Source organism: Streptomyces sp. NPDC091282 (assembly GCF_044757385.1).
Taxonomy (GTDB): Bacteria; Actinomycetota; Actinomycetes; order Streptomycetales; family Streptomycetaceae; genus Streptomyces; species Streptomyces gramineus.
Window position 1 is genome coordinate 160,065 of the sequence record NZ_JBIVUX010000011.1, and the last position, 15,091, is coordinate 175,155.

Below are 15,091 nucleotides of genomic sequence, written 5' to 3' on the forward strand. Positions count from 1 at the left end.
TGTGGAATGGATCTCGTGCCCGCACTGGAAGAACCACTGAAGAAGGTGCTCGGCCCAGCCACCGCGAAGGTGATGGCCGAGCACCTCGGCCTGCACACGGTCGGCGATCTCCTGCACCACTACCCGCGCAGATACGAGGAGCGCGGCCAGCTCACCCACCTCGCCGACCTGCCGATGGACGAACACGTCACGGTGGTCGCCATGGTCGCCGACGCCCGGCTGCACACGTTCGCCTCCGCCAAGGCGCCGCGCGGCAAGGGCCAGCGGCTTGAGGTCACGATCACCGACGGCAGCGGCCGGCTCCAACTGGTCTTCTTCGGCAACGGCGTGCACAAGCCCCACAAGGAACTCCTGCCGGGCACCCGCGCGATGTTCGCCGGCAAGGTCTCCGTCTTCAACCGCCGCCTCCAACTGGCCCACCCGGCCTACGAACTGCTCAGCGGCGACGACCCGGAGGAGTCGGTGGAGACCTGGGCCGGAACCCTGATCCCGCTCTACCCGGCCACCGCGAAGCTGGAGTCCTGGAAGATCGGCAAGGCCGTCCAGACGGTGCTGCCGAGCGTCCAGGAGGCCCTGGACCCGCTGCCGCCCGCCCTGTGCGAGGGCCGCGGCCTGGTCTCCCTGCCGGAGGCCCTGCTCAAGATCCACCGCCCGCACACCAAGGCGGACATCGCGCAGGCCCGCGACCGCCTCAAGTGGGACGAGGCCTTCGTCCTCCAGACGGCCCTGGCCCGCCGCCGCCACGCGGACGCCCTCCTTCCCGCGGTGGCCCGGCGGCCCCGTCCCGACGGCCTCCTGACGGCCTTCGACGACCGTCTTCCGTTCACCCTCACGGACGGCCAGCAGAAGGTCTCCAGGGAGATCTTCGACGACCTGGCGACCGAACACCCCATGCACCGGCTGCTGCAGGGCGAGGTCGGCAGCGGCAAGACGCTGGTCGCCCTCCGCGCCATGCTCGCCGTGGTCGACGCGGGCGGCCAGGCGGCCATGCTCGCGCCCACCGAGGTGCTGGCCCAGCAGCACCACCGCTCGATCACCGAGATGATGGGGGAGCTGGCCGAGGGCGGCATGCTGGGCGGCGCCGAACACGCCACCAAGGTCGTCCTGCTGACCGGCTCCATGGGCACCGCCGCCCGCCGCCAGGCCATGCTGGACCTCGTCAGCGGGGACGCCGGACTGGTGATCGGCACCCACGCCCTGATCGAGGACAAGGTCAAGTTCCACGACCTGGGCCTGGTGGTCGTGGACGAACAGCACCGCTTCGGCGTGGAACAGCGCGACGCCCTGCGCGGCAAGGGCAGGACGCCGCCCCACCTGCTCGTCATGACCGCGACCCCGATCCCGCGCACGGTCGCCATGACGGTCTTCGGCGACCTGGAGACCTCGGTCCTGGACCAGCTGCCGGCCGGCCGCTCCCCGATCGCCACACACGTCGTCCCGGCCGCCGACAAGCCCCACTTCCTGGCCCGCGCCTGGGAACGGGTCCGCGAGGAGGTCGGCAACGGCCATCAGGCCTACGTCGTCTGCCCCCGCATCGGCGACGAGGAGGAGGACCCGAAGAAGGGGAAGAAGTCCGCCGAGGACGAGGCGGAGAAGCGTCCCCCGCTGGCCGTCCTGGACGTGGCCGACCAGCTCGCCAAGGGCCCCCTGTCCGGCCTGCGCGTCGAGGTCCTGCACGGCCGCATGCACCCGGACGACAAGGACGCGGTGATGCGCCGCTTCACGGCCGGCGACACGGACGTCCTGGTCGCCACCACGGTCATCGAGGTCGGCGTGAACGTGCCCAACGCCACCGCCATGGTGATCATGGACGCGGACCGCTTCGGCGTCTCCCAGCTGCACCAGCTGCGCGGCCGGGTCGGCCGCGGCTCCGCGCGGGGCCTGTGCCTCCTGGTCACCGAGATGCCCGAGGCGAGCCCGGCCCGCCAGCGCCTGACGGCCGTCGCCTCGACCCTGGACGGCTTCGAGCTGTCCCGCATCGACCTCGAACAGCGCAGGGAGGGCGACGTCCTCGGCCAGGCCCAGTCCGGAGTCCGCTCCAGCCTCCGCGTGCTGGCGGTCATCGAGGACGAGGAGATCATCGCCGAGGCCCGCGAGGAGGCGACGGCCCTGGTGGCCGAGGACCCGGAGCTGACCGCCTTCCCCGGCCTCCGCACCGCCCTGGACGCCCTCCTGGACGAGGAGCGGGAGCAGTACCTGGAAAAGGGCTGACGGGCAGCGCCCCGGAAGGGGCGCGGGGAACCGCGCGACCGGCCACCGCGCACCCGCGGCCGCCGCGGCGCACCGGGCACCCACCCCGGCGGGCCTGCCAGACTGAACCCGCAAGCCGCCCTCGAAGAAGGACCCCCCATGACCCGCGTGATCGCCGGCGCAGCCGGTGGACGCCGGCTGACAGTGCCACCCGGCACCGGAACCCGGCCCACTTCGGACCGCGCACGCGAAGGCCTCTTCTCCACCTGGCAGTCCCTCCTGGGCGGCCCCCTGGACGGCGACCGCGTCCTCGACCTCTACGCCGGTTCGGGAGCCGTGGGCCTGGAGGCCCTGTCCCGCGGTGCCGGCCACACCCTCCTCGTGGAGGCCGACCCGCGCGCCGCCCGCGTCGTCCGGGAGAACGTGCAGAACCTGGGCCTGCCCGGTGCCGAGGTCAGGGCGGGCAGAGCGGAACAGATCGTCCGGTCGCCGGCGCCCGCGCAGCCCTACGACCTCGTCTTCCTCGACCCTCCCTACGCGGTCTCCGACGACGATCTTCGGGAGATTCTCCTCACACTCGCCTCGGGGGGCTGGCTAGCGCCCGAGGCGCTCGTCACCGTGGAGCGCAGCACCAGAGGCGGCGACTTCCGCTGGCCGACCGGCTTCGAGGCCCTCCGGTCCCGTCGCTACGGCGAGGGAACGTTTTGGTACGGTCGCGCCGCCGCTACGTGCGAAGACGCACGATGACCGGACCGGAGAGCGAGGGATCACAAGTGCGCCGCGCCGTCTGTCCCGGGTCGTTCGACCCGATCACCAACGGACACCTCGACATCATTGCCCGAGCGTCCCGTCTCTACGACGAGGTCTACGTCGCGGTGATGATCAACAAGTCCAAGAAGGGCCTGTTCGAGATCGACGAGCGGATCGACCTGATCCGCCAGGTCACCGCCGACTACGGGAACGTCCGCGTGGAGTCGTTCCACGGCCTCCTCGTCGACTTCTGCAAGCAGCGCGAGATCCCCGCCATCGTCAAGGGCCTGCGGGCCGTCAGCGACTTCGACTACGAGCTGCAGATGGCGCAGATGAACATCGGCCTGTCGGGCGTGGAGACGCTCTTCGTGCCCACCAACCCCACCTACAGCTTCCTGTCGTCCTCCCTGGTCAAGGAGGTCGCGCAGTGGGGCGGCGACGTCTCGCACCTGGTGCCGCCGACCGTGATCGAGGCCCTCAACAAGCGTATCCGCCGGGACTGATGGGGCTACAGTCGTCCCGTCCGTCTCCAACACGGCTGTAGAGAGTGGCGAGCGCAGGGTGGACGTACAGAACAAGCTCGACGAGATCGTGGCCACCGTCACCGGTGCCCGGGCCATGCCCATGTCGGCGTCGTGCGTGGTCAACCGGGCCGACCTGCTCGCGATGCTCGAAGAACTGCGCCAGGCGCTGCCCGGCTCCCTCGCCCAGGCCCAGGAGCTGATCGGCGGCCGCGAGCAGATGGTCGAGCAGGCGCGCATGGAGGCCGAGCGGATCATCGAGACCGCGCACGCCGAGCGCGGCTCGCTGATCTCCGACACCGAGGTGGCCCGCCGCTCCCAGGCGGAGGCCGACCGGATCCTCGGCGAGGCGCGCCGCGAGGCCGAGGAGGTCCGCGCCGACGCCGACGACTACGTCGACTCCAAGCTCGCCAACTTCGAGGTCGTCCTCACCAAGACCCTCGGCTCCGTCGGCCGCGGCCGCGAGAAGCTCCTCGGCACCGGACCCGGCCTCGACGAGCAGGGCTACGAGGACGAGGACGCCCCCGAGCGCAGCCACGACCCCGAGACCCTGCGCCGCGACGCCGACGCCTACGTCGACGTGAAGCTCGGCGCCTTCGAGGCGGTCCTCGCCAAGACCCTGGAGGCCGTCGGCAAGGGCCGGGCCAAGCTGCACGGCCGGATCGCCTCCGACGCCCTCGGCGCCCTGTCCGACGACAACACGACCTTCCAGCACTCCAGCGACGCCGACTACCTCGCCGACCTCGCGGCCCTCGCCGACCAGGACGCGCAGGCGGCGCAGCCCGAGCCGCAGCCGGTCGCCGCCGTCCCGCAGCAGCCGCAGTACGACCCGCAGCCGGTGCAGCAGCCCGTGGCGCAGGACCCGTACGGCTACCCGCAGCAGCAGGACCCCTACGGCGGCTACCCGCAGCAGCAGCCGGCCTACGCCCAGCAGGACCCCTACGGCTACCAGCAGGCCGACCCCTATTCCCCCACCTCCGGCTACGCTCCGGCGGGAGGGGCCCCCTTCCAGGGCTACGACACCGGCCAGCAGCCCGCCTACGACCCCCAGCAGCAGGCGGCCCAGCACCAGCAGGCCTACGCCCTGGACGAGACCAGCCTCTTCGACACCGGCATGATCACGCCGGAGCAGCTGAGGGCCTACGAGCAGGGCCGGGGCCTGTAGCCGAGGCGGCCGGGGCCTCCGGATTGGGCCGAGAGCGAAAGGTCCAGTATCCTGGCTCTTCGGTCGCGACTACGTCGGCGATCACCGCTGCCCGGAGAGGTCTTCCGGACGGCTTCCCTCTGGACTCGGAGATCGAAAGCAGGAATGGCTCCTCACGCACGCCTCGACCACCGCAACCCGTTCGTGTTCGACACACACGAGCTGGGGCGGCGTCCTGGCGCGCTGCAGCGCCTGACCCGCACGATCGACGCCCCGGAGGACTTCGGGATCAAGGGAGTCATCGGAGTGCCGCAGGGCGCGCCGGTGGAACTCGACCTCCGTCTCGAGTCGGTCATGGAAGGGGTGCTCGTCACGGGCACCGCCCGTGCACGGGCCGAGGGGGAGTGCGTAAGGTGTCTGGAGCCGGTCGGGCAGGAGCTCGAAGCGGACTTCCAGGAACTGTTCTCGTACCCTGACGCCGACGACCGGGGCCGCGTGATCGCGGAACCGGGCGACGACGCCGAGGACGACGAGGACAGGTTCTTCATCGAGGACGGCCTGTTCGACCTCGAACCCGTGCTGCGCGATGCGGTGGTGCTCGCACTGCCGATGCAGCCGGTGTGCCAGGACGACTGTGCAGGGCTGTGCTCCGAGTGCGGAGCCCGGCTCGCGGACGACCCGGACCACCACCATGACGCCGTCGACATCCGTTGGGCGGCTTTGCAGGGACTCGCCAGTTCCACGAGGGACGGCGAGAAGGACGAGATGAGCGGCGCTGACGCGGAAGCGGGCGTCGACGAGAAGCAGGAGAAGTAGCCGTGGCTGTTCCGAAGCGGAAGATGTCGCGCAGCAACACGCGCCACCGCCGGTCGCAGTGGAAGGCTGCGGTCCCCACCCTGGTTGCGTGCGAGCGCTGCCACGAGCCCAAGCTGCAGCACATCGCGTGCCCGTCTTGCGGCACCTACAACAAGCGCCAGGTCCTCGAAGTCTGAGCGGCCAGGTGAGAGGCACTGTGTCCAGTCCCAAGAAGGCGGATGACGCCAAGGCGGATCCATCCGCCAAGAAGAAAGCGGACAGCACGGCCTCGTCCCACACGCTTCTGGAAGGGCGGCTCGGCTATCGGCTCGAGTCCGCCCTTCTGGTGCGTGCGCTGACCCACCGTTCCTACGCGTACGAGAACGGCGGCCTGCCGACGAACGAGCGGCTGGAGTTCCTCGGTGACTCCGTCCTCGGCCTCGTCGTCACGGACACGCTGTACAACACCCACCCGGATCTGCCCGAGGGCCAGCTGGCCAAGCTCCGGGCAGCGGTGGTGAACTCGCGTGCGCTCGCGGAGGTGGGTCGCGGGCTCGACCTGGGTTCCTTCATCCGGCTCGGCCGCGGTGAAGAGGGCACGGGCGGGCGGGACAAGGCGTCCATCCTCGCCGACACCCTGGAAGCGGTGATCGGCGCGGTCTATCTCGACCAGGGCCTCGACTCGGCGTCCGAGCTGGTGCACCGGCTCTTCGACCCGCTGATCGAGAAGTCCTCGAACCTCGGAGCCGGCCTGGACTGGAAGACCAGTCTCCAGGAGCTCACCGCGACGGAGGGCCTCGGCGTGCCCGAGTACCTGGTCACGGAGACCGGCCCCGATCACGAGAAGACCTTCACTGCTGCCGCCCGCGTCGGAGGCGTCTCGTACGGCACCGGCACCGGCCGCAGCAAGAAGGAGGCGGAGCAGCAGGCCGCCGAGTCCGCCTGGCGCGCCATCCGCGCCGCCGCGGACGAGCGGGCCAAGGCCGCTACGGCGGCGGCAGCCGAACAGGCCGCCGCGGCCCAGGAGGACGACGGCTCGTCGTCCGCCGCCTCCGCCTGACGAAACAGCGCGACGATCCGAGCGCCCGGCCCCGCACAGGGCCGGGCGCTCGGATTCGTCCAGGGTCCTGCACGGGAGACGCGATGCCCGAATTGCCCGAGGTCGAGGTCGTACGGCGGGGCCTGGAGCGATGGGTCGCCCATCGGGTCGTCGCCGAGACCGAGGTGCTGCATCCGCGTGCCGTGCGCCGGCACCTCGCCGGTGCCGACGACTTCACGCACCGGCTCAAGGGCCACCGGGTCGGCACGCCCAGCCGGCGCGGCAAGTACCTGTGGCTGCCGCTGGAGGACACCGGCCAGTCGGTCCTCGCCCACCTCGGCATGAGCGGCCAGCTGCTGGTGCAGCCGCACGAGGCGGCCGACGAGAAGCACCTCAGGATCCGGATCCGGTTCGCCGACGGGCTGGGGACCGAACTCCGGTTCGTCGACCAACGCACCTTCGGCGGGCTGTCGTTGCACGACAACACCCCCGACGGGCTGCCGGACGTCATCGCGCACATCGCCCGCGACCCCCTCGACCCGCTCTTCGACGACGAGGCCTTCCACCAGGCGCTGCGCCGCAAGCGCTCCACCATCAAGAGGGCGCTGCTGGACCAGTCGTTGATCAGCGGAGTCGGCAACATCTACGCGGACGAGGCCCTTTGGCGGGCCCGGATCCACTACGAGCGGCCGACGGCCGGCTTCACCCGGCCGCGCACCGCCGAACTCCTCGGCCACGTGCGGGACGTGATGAACGCGGCCCTGTCCGTCGGCGGCACCAGCTTCGACAGCCTCTACGTCAACGTCAACGGCGAGTCCGGATACTTCGACCGCTCACTGGACGCCTACGGCCGGGAGGGCCTGCCCTGCCGGCGGTGCGGTACGCCGATGCGCAGACGGCCCTGGATGAACCGGTCCAGCTACTTCTGCCCGGCCTGTCAGCGGGCGCCGCGGGTCTCGTCGTAGGCCTCGCGGGCGGCCAGCACCTCGTCCATCCGGCTCTCCACGAAGTGGACGACGGACAGCAGGCGTTCGGCGACGCCGCGGCCCAGCGGGGTGAGTTCGTAGTCGACCCGCGGCGGGTTGGTCGGCTGCGCCTCGCGGTGCACCAGACCGTCGCGCTCCAGGGCCTGGAGGGTCTGGGAGAGCATCTTCTCGCTGACGCCGTCCACGCGCCGCCGCAGCTCGTTGAACCGGAACGACCCCTCGTGCAGCGCGCTCAGGGTCAGCCCGCCCCAGCGGCCCATGACGTGTTCGAGCGTGCCGCGCGAGGGACAGGCCCGCGCGAAGGCGTCGTACGGAGGATGCGTCTCCTCGGGACGGCCCTCGATGCTGATGCTCATGTGCCCAGGGTAAGCGACCACAGCGCTAACCGACAGGGTGCGCTAACCAACGGTTAGCGCACCGAGGAACGACAGGCCCGGCTCAGTAGCCGAAGAAGTTAAGGGCCGGATCTCCGACCTGCGGCCGTGTTGTCGATCAGTGCCGCGAGCTGCGACTTAGCTGTCCGTGGTTGTCAGCTTTTGTCGTCGTGGAGCGCCTTTTGCGGCTCCAGTACGGCCCCAGGAACTGGGCGTCGCCTCGGCCCGGCGTGTCACACTGCGGCCGTGGCGGAGATCTATCGACTGTGTCTGGCGGCCGTGTCGGGCCCGATACCCGAGAACGAGGCTCGGATCTACTGGAACTGCAAGGAAGATCCAACCCCGGTTCTGGACGAGGCCTTGCGCCGGGCCGCCTGCCTCTACGCCGGTTCCTGGGGTGATGAGCACGAGCCGGAGAATCTGCACGCGGGCAAAGGACACTGCCCTGCCAACCGGCTGCACAGCTGGCTCTTCTACCTCGGCACGATCGATCGCTATCAGGCGCCTTTGCTCGACCATGAGCTGATGGCCCGGCTGGTCGAGCTCTACCGTCCCCGTCCCAGTGATCTCCCGGCCGACGTAATCGACCTTCCACGGTTGGAGAGCTTTCTCCGCACGCACCTGGGGATGTACCTGCTCACCGAGGAGTACGACCCGGAGACACACGGGTAGGTGGTGCGCTTGGGCCGGCGGAGCGACGTTGGCCGGGAGCGCGCCCGGCGCGGTAGAGCGCAGGCGGGGCGTGACGCGGGGGAGAACACCAAGGCACTCGGTGAGTACCTGGGTCATCACGACCCAGGGTTCACGCTGCGGACGTACCCCCACCTGATGCCGTCGAGCGGAAACCGCACCGGGGCCGCCGTGGACCGTGTCTGCCCAGAAGTACCCCCGGGCGACGGCCCGGAGACGGCCCCGGACGGTTCCTGAATCTCTGACCTGCGGTTATCTCAGTAGCCGAAGTCCTGCGTCCACCAAGGGCCGCCCGAACCGAAGTGCACGCCGACGCCGAGGGTCTTGAAGTCGCAGTTCAGTATGTTGGCGCGGTGGCCCTCGCTGTTCATCCAGGCGTCCATCACGGCCTCGGCCGTGGCCTGGCCCCGGGCTATGTTCTCGCCGCCCAGGTCGGATATGCCGGCGGCCGCGGCCCGGTCCCACGGCGTCTTGCCGTCGGGGTCGGTGTGGTCGAAGAAGCCGCGCGCGGCCATGTCCTCGCTGAACGACTCGGCCAGCCCGGCCAGCGAGGAACTGGCGGACAGCGCGCTGCAGCCGACCTTGGCCCGCTCCTCGTTCACCAGTTTGAGCACCTCGGCCTCGGCGGCCGCCGCCTCGGACACGGCGACCGGCGCGGTCGTCCTGACCGGCGCCTTGGTGGCCGTCCTCGCGGCGGAGGGCGTCGCCTTGGCGGACGGTGTGCCGGCGGCGGGCGACGGCTTCTCGGACGCGGTCTTCGACGGGGCGGGAGAGGAGGAGGCGGGGGCCGGAGCCGCGGCGGACGCCGTCCCGGTGGGCGCTCCGGAGCGCTGGGCGTCCCCGGCCGCCGGGGAGCCGGTGCCCTGGCCGGTGCCCTGGCTGTCGGCGCTGCCCGCGGTGCCGCCCTGCTCGGCGGCCGTGTTGCCGGGCACCCCGTCGGCCTGCACCCGTTCGCCGCCGGTGGTGCCGGAGTTCCCGCCGAGCTTGTAGTTCTCCAGGCCCGGCACCACGCCCGTGGCCACCGCGACGGTGCCGATGGCGACGGCGGCCGAGACCCCGAGCAGCCCGGTGCGCATGGGCCGCGCGGCCTTCTTCCTGCGCCGGTGGCCGCCGCCCGCGGGGGAGCCGCCGGTCACCGGGGCGAATTCCTCGGTGGAGAAGACGGCGGTGTCGTCGGACCGGGCGTAGTCCTCCTGGGGCGCGTACAGATAAGCGGAGCTGCGCGCGTTGGCGTCGGCGTACTCCTCCTGGTGCAGGTAGGCCGCGGTCCCCGTGCCGAAGCGGAGCCCCGCGTAGGAGTCCTGCGGGTCGTGGCCGCCCGGGTACGGGCCGTCGTCGTCCGTGCCCCCCATGGCGCGGCTCGTGGCGGCGCGGCCGGCGGCGGAGCGTCGGTGGCGTCCCATGTCCTTGCCTTCTTCCCTCGTCCTCGCGGTCGGGCCGACCAGGGGCCGTTACGGCCGGTGACTCCTTCTGGTCGACCACCCTCACTCGATCGAGTGAGTTTCAGATGAGATTCATTGGGTGGGGACGGTACCGCATGGCGGTGGGGGCGGAAGGGGTTCGAGTGACATCGGCCGGTTAGGTTGCACCCATGAGTGAGGATGTACGACTGGTCGCCTGGGTCCGCGGCCGGGTGCAAGGTGTCGGTTTCCGCTGGTTCACGCGCGCCAAGGCCCTGGAGATCGGGGGCCTGAGTGGTTTTGCTCTCAATCTGGGCGACGGCCGGGTGCAGGTGGTCGCGGAGGGCTCCCGGGAGGGCTGCGCAGGCCTGCTCGACTGGCTCCAGGGCGATGACACGCCCGGGCGGGTGGAGGGTGTCACCGAGATCTGGGACACACCGCGCGGCGGTTACGACGGGTTCGCGATCCGCTGACTGCGCTCCGTGAGCCCCCGCAGGTGGCACCGTCCGGACGGCCGCCGACGGCCGTCCGGACCGGAAACGGCCTGGTGGTTGCCAAGAATCGCGCACCGTGGCAGGCTCCGCGGATACGACTGATCGCCACGTCCTGAGGGCCCCGCAGGAGTCGCAGCGCCGCCGGTGCCCGGCCGCGCGCGCCCCGGTCCGCCCGCCAATACAGGGCGTGATCGTGTTGACCGTCAAACTTTTTGGTGAGACGCTGAAAGCCCCGCGCACCTTAGCTGTTTGGCATGGAGCAACAGGCGAGTAACACTCGGATGTGTCAAGCACCGCGGGTGCGAATCCCTCACGACCCACACCGCTACGGTCGGTCACTCAGTGTGGAGGACCATCCATCATGGCAAAGGCGCTTCTCGGTTACGTCGGCGGCTCCGACCCGCGACTCCTCGCCGAGATGCGACGGCTCCAGCAGCGTGTCCAGGACCTCGAATCCGAGCTGGTACGGATTCAGGCCGAGAACGACGCGCTGACGGCTGCCGCTTCTCCCGACAGGATCATGGAGAGCATCGACGCAAACCAGGCGGAGCCTGCGCTCACCTGATCGCTGCATAGCTCCACAACAGCACATGCGGCGGTCGGGCAGCCCTTTCAACCGCTAAGTAGTCAAGATCTGCAAGGGACGCCCCGGCGTCCCTTCTTTTCTTCCTGCTCCTCTGTCCCCGCCCCGGCGACCCCCCGTGCAGGCCACCCTTCCAGGCCCGCGCATCCTTTCACCTTCTTTAACGTCTGGTGTGCCCTGCATGTTCATCCGCGAAACCGCGAGGTTGCGAGGGGTCGTGGAGTGCGGTAGCACCGCCGGGTAAAGTCCGACGGCGTGCATCTCAAGGCCCTGACCCTCCGCGGGTTCAAGTCGTTCGCCTCGGCGACCACGCTCCGGTTCGAGCCGGGGATCACGTGCGTCGTCGGTCCGAACGGCTCGGGCAAGTCCAACGTCGTGGACGCGCTCACCTGGGTCATGGGCGAGCACAGCGCCAAGTCGCTGCGCGGCGGCAAGATGGAGGACGTCATCTTCGCCGGCACCACCGGCCGCCCGCCGCTGGGCCGCGCCGAGGTGTCCCTGACCATCGACAACTCCGACGGCGCACTGCCCATCGAGTACGCCGAGGTCACCATCACGCGGATCATGTTCCGCAACGGCGGCAGCGAGTACCAGATCAACGGCGACACCTGCCGCCTCCTGGACATCCAGGAACTGCTCTCCGACTCCGGTATCGGCCGCGAGATGCACGTCATCGTGGGCCAGGGCCAGCTCGACTCCGTCCTGCACGCCGACCCGATGGGCCGCAGGGCCTTCATCGAGGAGGCGGCCGGCGTCCTCAAGCACCGCAAGCGCAAGGAGAAGGCGCTCCGCAAGCTGGACGCGATGCAGGCCAACCTCGCGCGCGTGCAGGACCTGACCGACGAGTTGCGGCGCCAGCTCAAGCCCCTCGGCCGGCAGGCCGCGGTGGCCCGCAGGGCGGCCGTCATCCAGGCGGACCTGCGCGACGCGCGCCTTCGCCTGCTCGCCGACGACCTCGTACGGCTCCGCCAGGCGCTGCAGAGCGAGATCGCCGACGAGGCCGCCCTCAAGGAACGCAAGGAAGCCGCCGAGCAGGAGCTGAAGAAGGCCCTCCAGCGGGAGGCGCTCCTGGAGGACGAGGTACGGCAGCTCACCCCGCGCCTCCAGCGCGCCCAGCAGACCTGGTACGAGCTGTCGCAGCTGGCCGAGCGGGTGCGCGGCACCATCTCGCTGGCCGACGCCCGGGTGAAGAGCGCCACCTCCGCACCGCCCGAGGAGCGCCGCGGCCGCGACCCGGAGGACATGGAGCGCGAGGCGCACCGCATCCGTGAGCAGGAGGCCGAGCTGGAGGCCGCTCTGGAGGCGGCCCAGCACGCCCTCGACGACACCGTCGCGCACCGCGCCGAACTGGAGCGCGAACTGGCCCTGGAGGAACGGCGCCTGAAGGACGTGGCCCGGTCCATCGCCGACCGGCGGGAGAGCCTGGCCCGGCTGAACGGCCAGGTGGGCGCGGCCCGTTCACGAGCCGGTTCGGCCCAGGCGGAGATCGACCGGCTGGCCGCCGCCCGTGACGAGGCCCAGGAGCGGGCGGTGTCGGCGCAGGAGGAGTACGAGGCGCTCAAGGCGGAGGTCGACGGCCTCGACGCCGGTGACGAGGAACTGGCCGGCCGGCACGAGCGGGCCAGGCAGCGGCTCGCCGAGGCGGAGGCGGCGCTGACCGCGGCCCGCGAGGCGACCACCGCGGCGGAACGCGGCCGCGCCGCGACCCAGGCCCGCCACGAGGCACTGGCGCTGGGCCTGCGCCGCAAGGACGGCACCGGCATACTGCTCGGCGCCCGCGACCGCCTGACCGGAGTCCTCGGTCCCGCGGCGGAACTGCTCACGGTGACCCCGGGCCACGAGACCGCCCTGGCGGCCGCGTTCGGCGCGGCGGCCGACGCCGTCGCGGTGACGACCCCCGCGTCGGCGGCCGACGCCATCCGCCTCCTGCGCAAACAGGACGGCGGCCGGGCGGCACTCCTGCTGGCGGGAACCCCCGAGGCGTCCGGGCCCGAGGTGCCGTACCGGGACGCGGGCGACGGCGTCTCCGGCCACGCCGCCGTACCCGGGATGCGGCCCGCCACGGCCCTGCCGCCGGGGACCGCCGCGGCCGACCTGGTCCGGGGCCCGTCCGACCTGATGCCCGCCGTGCGACGGCTGCTCAAGGACATCGTCGTCGTCGAGGACCTCGAAGCCGCCGAGGACCTCGTCTACCGCCACCCGCACCTCACCGCCGTCACCGGCGAAGGCGACCTGCTCGGCGCGCACTTCGCGCACGGCGGCTCCGCGGGCGCCCCCAGCCTCCTCGAAGTGCAGGCGTCCGTGGACGAGGCCGCCGCCGAACTGGAGGAGCTGGAGGTCCGCTGCGAGGCGCTGGCCGAGGCCCAGCTGACCGCCCAGGAACACCGCGGGACGTGCGCCGCCCAGGTCGAGGAGCTGGCCGAACGCCGCCGCGCCGCCGACCGGGAGAAGTCCTCCGTCGCCCAGCAGCTCGGCCGGCTCGCCGGACAGGCGCGCGGCGCGGCCGGCGAGGCGGAACGCTCCACGGCGGCGGCCGCCCGCGCCCAGGAGTCCCTCGACCGGGCACTGGAAGAGGTCGAGATCCTGGCCGAGCGGCTCGCCGTGGCCGAGGAGATGCCGGTCGAGGAGGAGCCGGACACCTCGGGACGGGACCGTCTCGCCGCCGACGGCGCCAACGCCCGCCAGACCGAGATGGAGGCCCGCCTCCAGGTCCGTACCCACGAGGAGCGGGTCAAGGGCCTGGCCGGCCGCGCCGACTCGCTGGACCGCGCCGCCCGCGCGGAACGCGAGGCACGCGCGCGTGCCGAACAGCGCCGCGCCCGGCTGCGCCACGAGGCCGCGGTCGCGGAGGCCGTCGCCGCGGGCGCCCGGCAGCTGCTCGCGCACGTCGAGGTCTCGGTCGGCCGGGCCGACCGGGAGCGGGCCGCCGCCGAGGCCGCGAAGGCCCGCCGCGAGCAGGAGCTGGCCGCCGCCCGCGGCACCGGCCGTGACCTCAAGGCGGAACTCGACAAACTCACGGATTCAGTTCACCGCGGTGAGGTACTCGGCGCCGAGAAGCGGCTGCGGATCGAGCAGCTGGAGACCAGGGCGCTGGAGGAACTCGGTGTCGAACCGGCGGGACTCGTCGAGGAGTACGGACCGCACCAGCCGGTGCCGCCCTCGCCCCCCGCCGAGGGAGAGGTGCTGCCGGACGACCCCGAGCACCCCCGCAACCTGCCCAAGTCCTTCCACCGGGCCGAGCAGGAACGCCGGCTCAAGGCGGCCGAGCGTGCCTACCAGCAGCTCGGCAAGGTGAACCCGCTGGCCCTTGAGGAGTTCGCGGCTCTCGAAGAACGGCACAAGTTCCTCAGCGAACAGCTGGAGGACCTGAAGAAGACCCGCGCCGACCTGCTTCAAGTGGTGAAGGAGGTCGACGAGCGCGTCGAGCAGGTCTTCACCGAGGCGTTCCGGGACACGGCCCGCGAGTTCGAGGGCGTCTTCAGCCGCCTGTTCCCTGGCGGTGAGGGACGGCTGATCCTGACCGACCCCGACAACATGCTCACCACGGGCGTGGACGTCGAGGCCAGGCCGCCGGGCAAGAAGGTCAAGCGGCTCTCCCTGCTGTCGGGCGGCGAGCGTTCGCTGACCGCCGTGGCGATGCTGGTGTCGATCTTCAAGGCGCGCCCCAGCCCGTTCTACGTGATGGACGAGGTCGAGGCGGCCCTGGACGACACCAACCTCCAGCGGCTGATCCGGATCATGCAGGAGCTTCAGGAGTCGTCGCAGCTGATCGTGATCACCCATCAGAAGCGGACGATGGAGGTCGCGGACGCGCTGTACGGCGTCTCCATGCAGGGCGACGGTGTGTCGAAGGTCATCAGCCAGCGGCTTCGCTGAGCGCGGGGCCTGCCGGGCTCCGGCTCGGGCCGCGTTCCGGCTGGTCGCGCGGCTTCCCCTGTCCCGAGGTAGATCATCTCCTCTCACTCTTCAAGAAGTGAACGCATCTCCGATGCGTGGTCACTGCAACTTCACACCTCACCGGCTATTGACTTCGAAACTTGAAGGCATAGTCTCTGCAACGTTGCTTTTACCTTCAGGGGTGAGCGGTGTGAAGTTGTGCGCCACTTGAACCTGAGAGGGCTCACC

14 protein-coding genes are annotated in these 15,091 nt (G+C 71.1%); 12 read left to right on the top strand and 2 right to left on the bottom strand.

Annotated elements, in window-relative coordinates:
- Window positions 1-6 precede the first annotated feature (6 nt).
- The 8 genes from recG to mutM all read left to right on the top strand — a co-directional run bounded on the left by recG (window position 7) and on the right by mutM (window position 7,404).
- Window positions 7-2,211, top strand: coding sequence for an ATP-dependent DNA helicase RecG (gene recG, locus ACIQOE_RS37260; protein ID WP_401416378.1), 2,205 nt, complete (start codon window positions 7-9; stop codon window positions 2,209-2,211).
- A gap of 138 nt (window positions 2,212-2,349) precedes the next feature.
- Window positions 2,350-2,937 carry a 16S rRNA (guanine(966)-N(2))-methyltransferase RsmD gene (rsmD, locus tag ACIQOE_RS37265; protein ID WP_351323523.1) on the top strand — a complete coding sequence of 196 codons (588 nt, stop codon included), beginning with the start codon at window positions 2,350-2,352 and terminating at the stop codon, window positions 2,935-2,937.
- Window positions 2,938-2,963: 26 nt separating this feature from the next.
- Window positions 2,964-3,443, top strand: coding sequence for a pantetheine-phosphate adenylyltransferase (gene coaD / locus ACIQOE_RS37270; protein WP_351323636.1), 480 nt, complete (start codon window positions 2,964-2,966; stop codon window positions 3,441-3,443).
- Between the two features lie 58 nt (window positions 3,444-3,501).
- Window positions 3,502-4,626, top strand: coding sequence for an ATP synthase F0 subunit B (locus ACIQOE_RS37275; protein WP_351323524.1), 1,125 nt, complete (start codon window positions 3,502-3,504; stop codon window positions 4,624-4,626).
- 144 nt (window positions 4,627-4,770) lie between these two features.
- Window positions 4,771-5,421 (top strand): DUF177 domain-containing protein, encoded by a 651-nt coding sequence (locus ACIQOE_RS37280; RefSeq protein ID WP_351323525.1) that lies wholly within the window; start codon window positions 4,771-4,773, stop codon window positions 5,419-5,421.
- A 2-nt stretch (window positions 5,422-5,423) separates the two neighbouring features.
- Window positions 5,424-5,597 (top strand): 50S ribosomal protein L32, encoded by a 174-nt coding sequence (gene rpmF / locus ACIQOE_RS37285; RefSeq protein ID WP_007493396.1) that lies wholly within the window; start codon window positions 5,424-5,426, stop codon window positions 5,595-5,597.
- An 8-nt stretch (window positions 5,598-5,605) separates the two neighbouring features.
- Window positions 5,606-6,460, top strand: coding sequence for a ribonuclease III (gene rnc / locus ACIQOE_RS37290; RefSeq protein WP_362642213.1), 855 nt, complete (start codon window positions 5,606-5,608; stop codon window positions 6,458-6,460).
- 83 nt (window positions 6,461-6,543) lie between these two features.
- Window positions 6,544-7,404: a bifunctional DNA-formamidopyrimidine glycosylase/DNA-(apurinic or apyrimidinic site) lyase gene (gene mutM / locus ACIQOE_RS37295; protein WP_365558926.1), complete on the top strand. Its 861-nt coding sequence runs from the start codon at window positions 6,544-6,546 to the stop codon at window positions 7,402-7,404.
- Here the strand turns inward: mutM and ACIQOE_RS37300 are convergent.
- Entirely contained in the window at window positions 7,377-7,781 is a 405-nt protein-coding gene (locus ACIQOE_RS37300; protein ID WP_399012751.1) for a winged helix-turn-helix transcriptional regulator, read from the bottom strand. The genes mutM and ACIQOE_RS37300 overlap by 28 nt on opposite strands.
- Before the next feature lie 264 nt (window positions 7,782-8,045).
- Here ACIQOE_RS37300 and ACIQOE_RS37305 point away from each other — a divergent pair, with 264 nt between their 5' ends.
- Window positions 8,046-8,471, top strand: coding sequence for a hypothetical protein (locus tag ACIQOE_RS37305; protein ID WP_401416383.1), 426 nt, complete (start codon window positions 8,046-8,048; stop codon window positions 8,469-8,471).
- Between the two features lie 275 nt (window positions 8,472-8,746).
- Here the strand turns inward: ACIQOE_RS37305 and ACIQOE_RS37310 are convergent, their stop codons facing one another.
- Entirely contained in the window at window positions 8,747-9,892 is a 1,146-nt protein-coding gene (locus ACIQOE_RS37310; RefSeq protein ID WP_401416385.1) for a CAP domain-containing protein, read from the bottom strand.
- Between the two features lie 188 nt (window positions 9,893-10,080).
- Between ACIQOE_RS37310 and ACIQOE_RS37315 the strand changes: the two genes are divergently transcribed.
- The 3 genes from ACIQOE_RS37315 to smc all read left to right on the top strand — a co-directional run bounded on the left by ACIQOE_RS37315 (window position 10,081) and on the right by smc (window position 14,842).
- The gene (locus ACIQOE_RS37315) at window positions 10,081-10,362 is read left to right on the top strand and encodes an acylphosphatase (protein ID WP_351323530.1); all 282 of its coding nucleotides are present in this window, start codon (window positions 10,081-10,083) and stop codon (window positions 10,360-10,362) included.
- Between the two features lie 382 nt (window positions 10,363-10,744).
- Entirely contained in the window at window positions 10,745-10,948 is a 204-nt protein-coding gene (locus ACIQOE_RS37320; RefSeq protein WP_093498859.1) for a hypothetical protein, read from the top strand.
- A gap of 273 nt (window positions 10,949-11,221) precedes the next feature.
- Entirely contained in the window at window positions 11,222-14,842 is a 3,621-nt protein-coding gene (gene smc, locus ACIQOE_RS37325; protein ID WP_401416388.1) for a chromosome segregation protein SMC, read from the top strand.
- The last annotated feature ends 249 nt before the right edge of the window (window positions 14,843-15,091 follow it).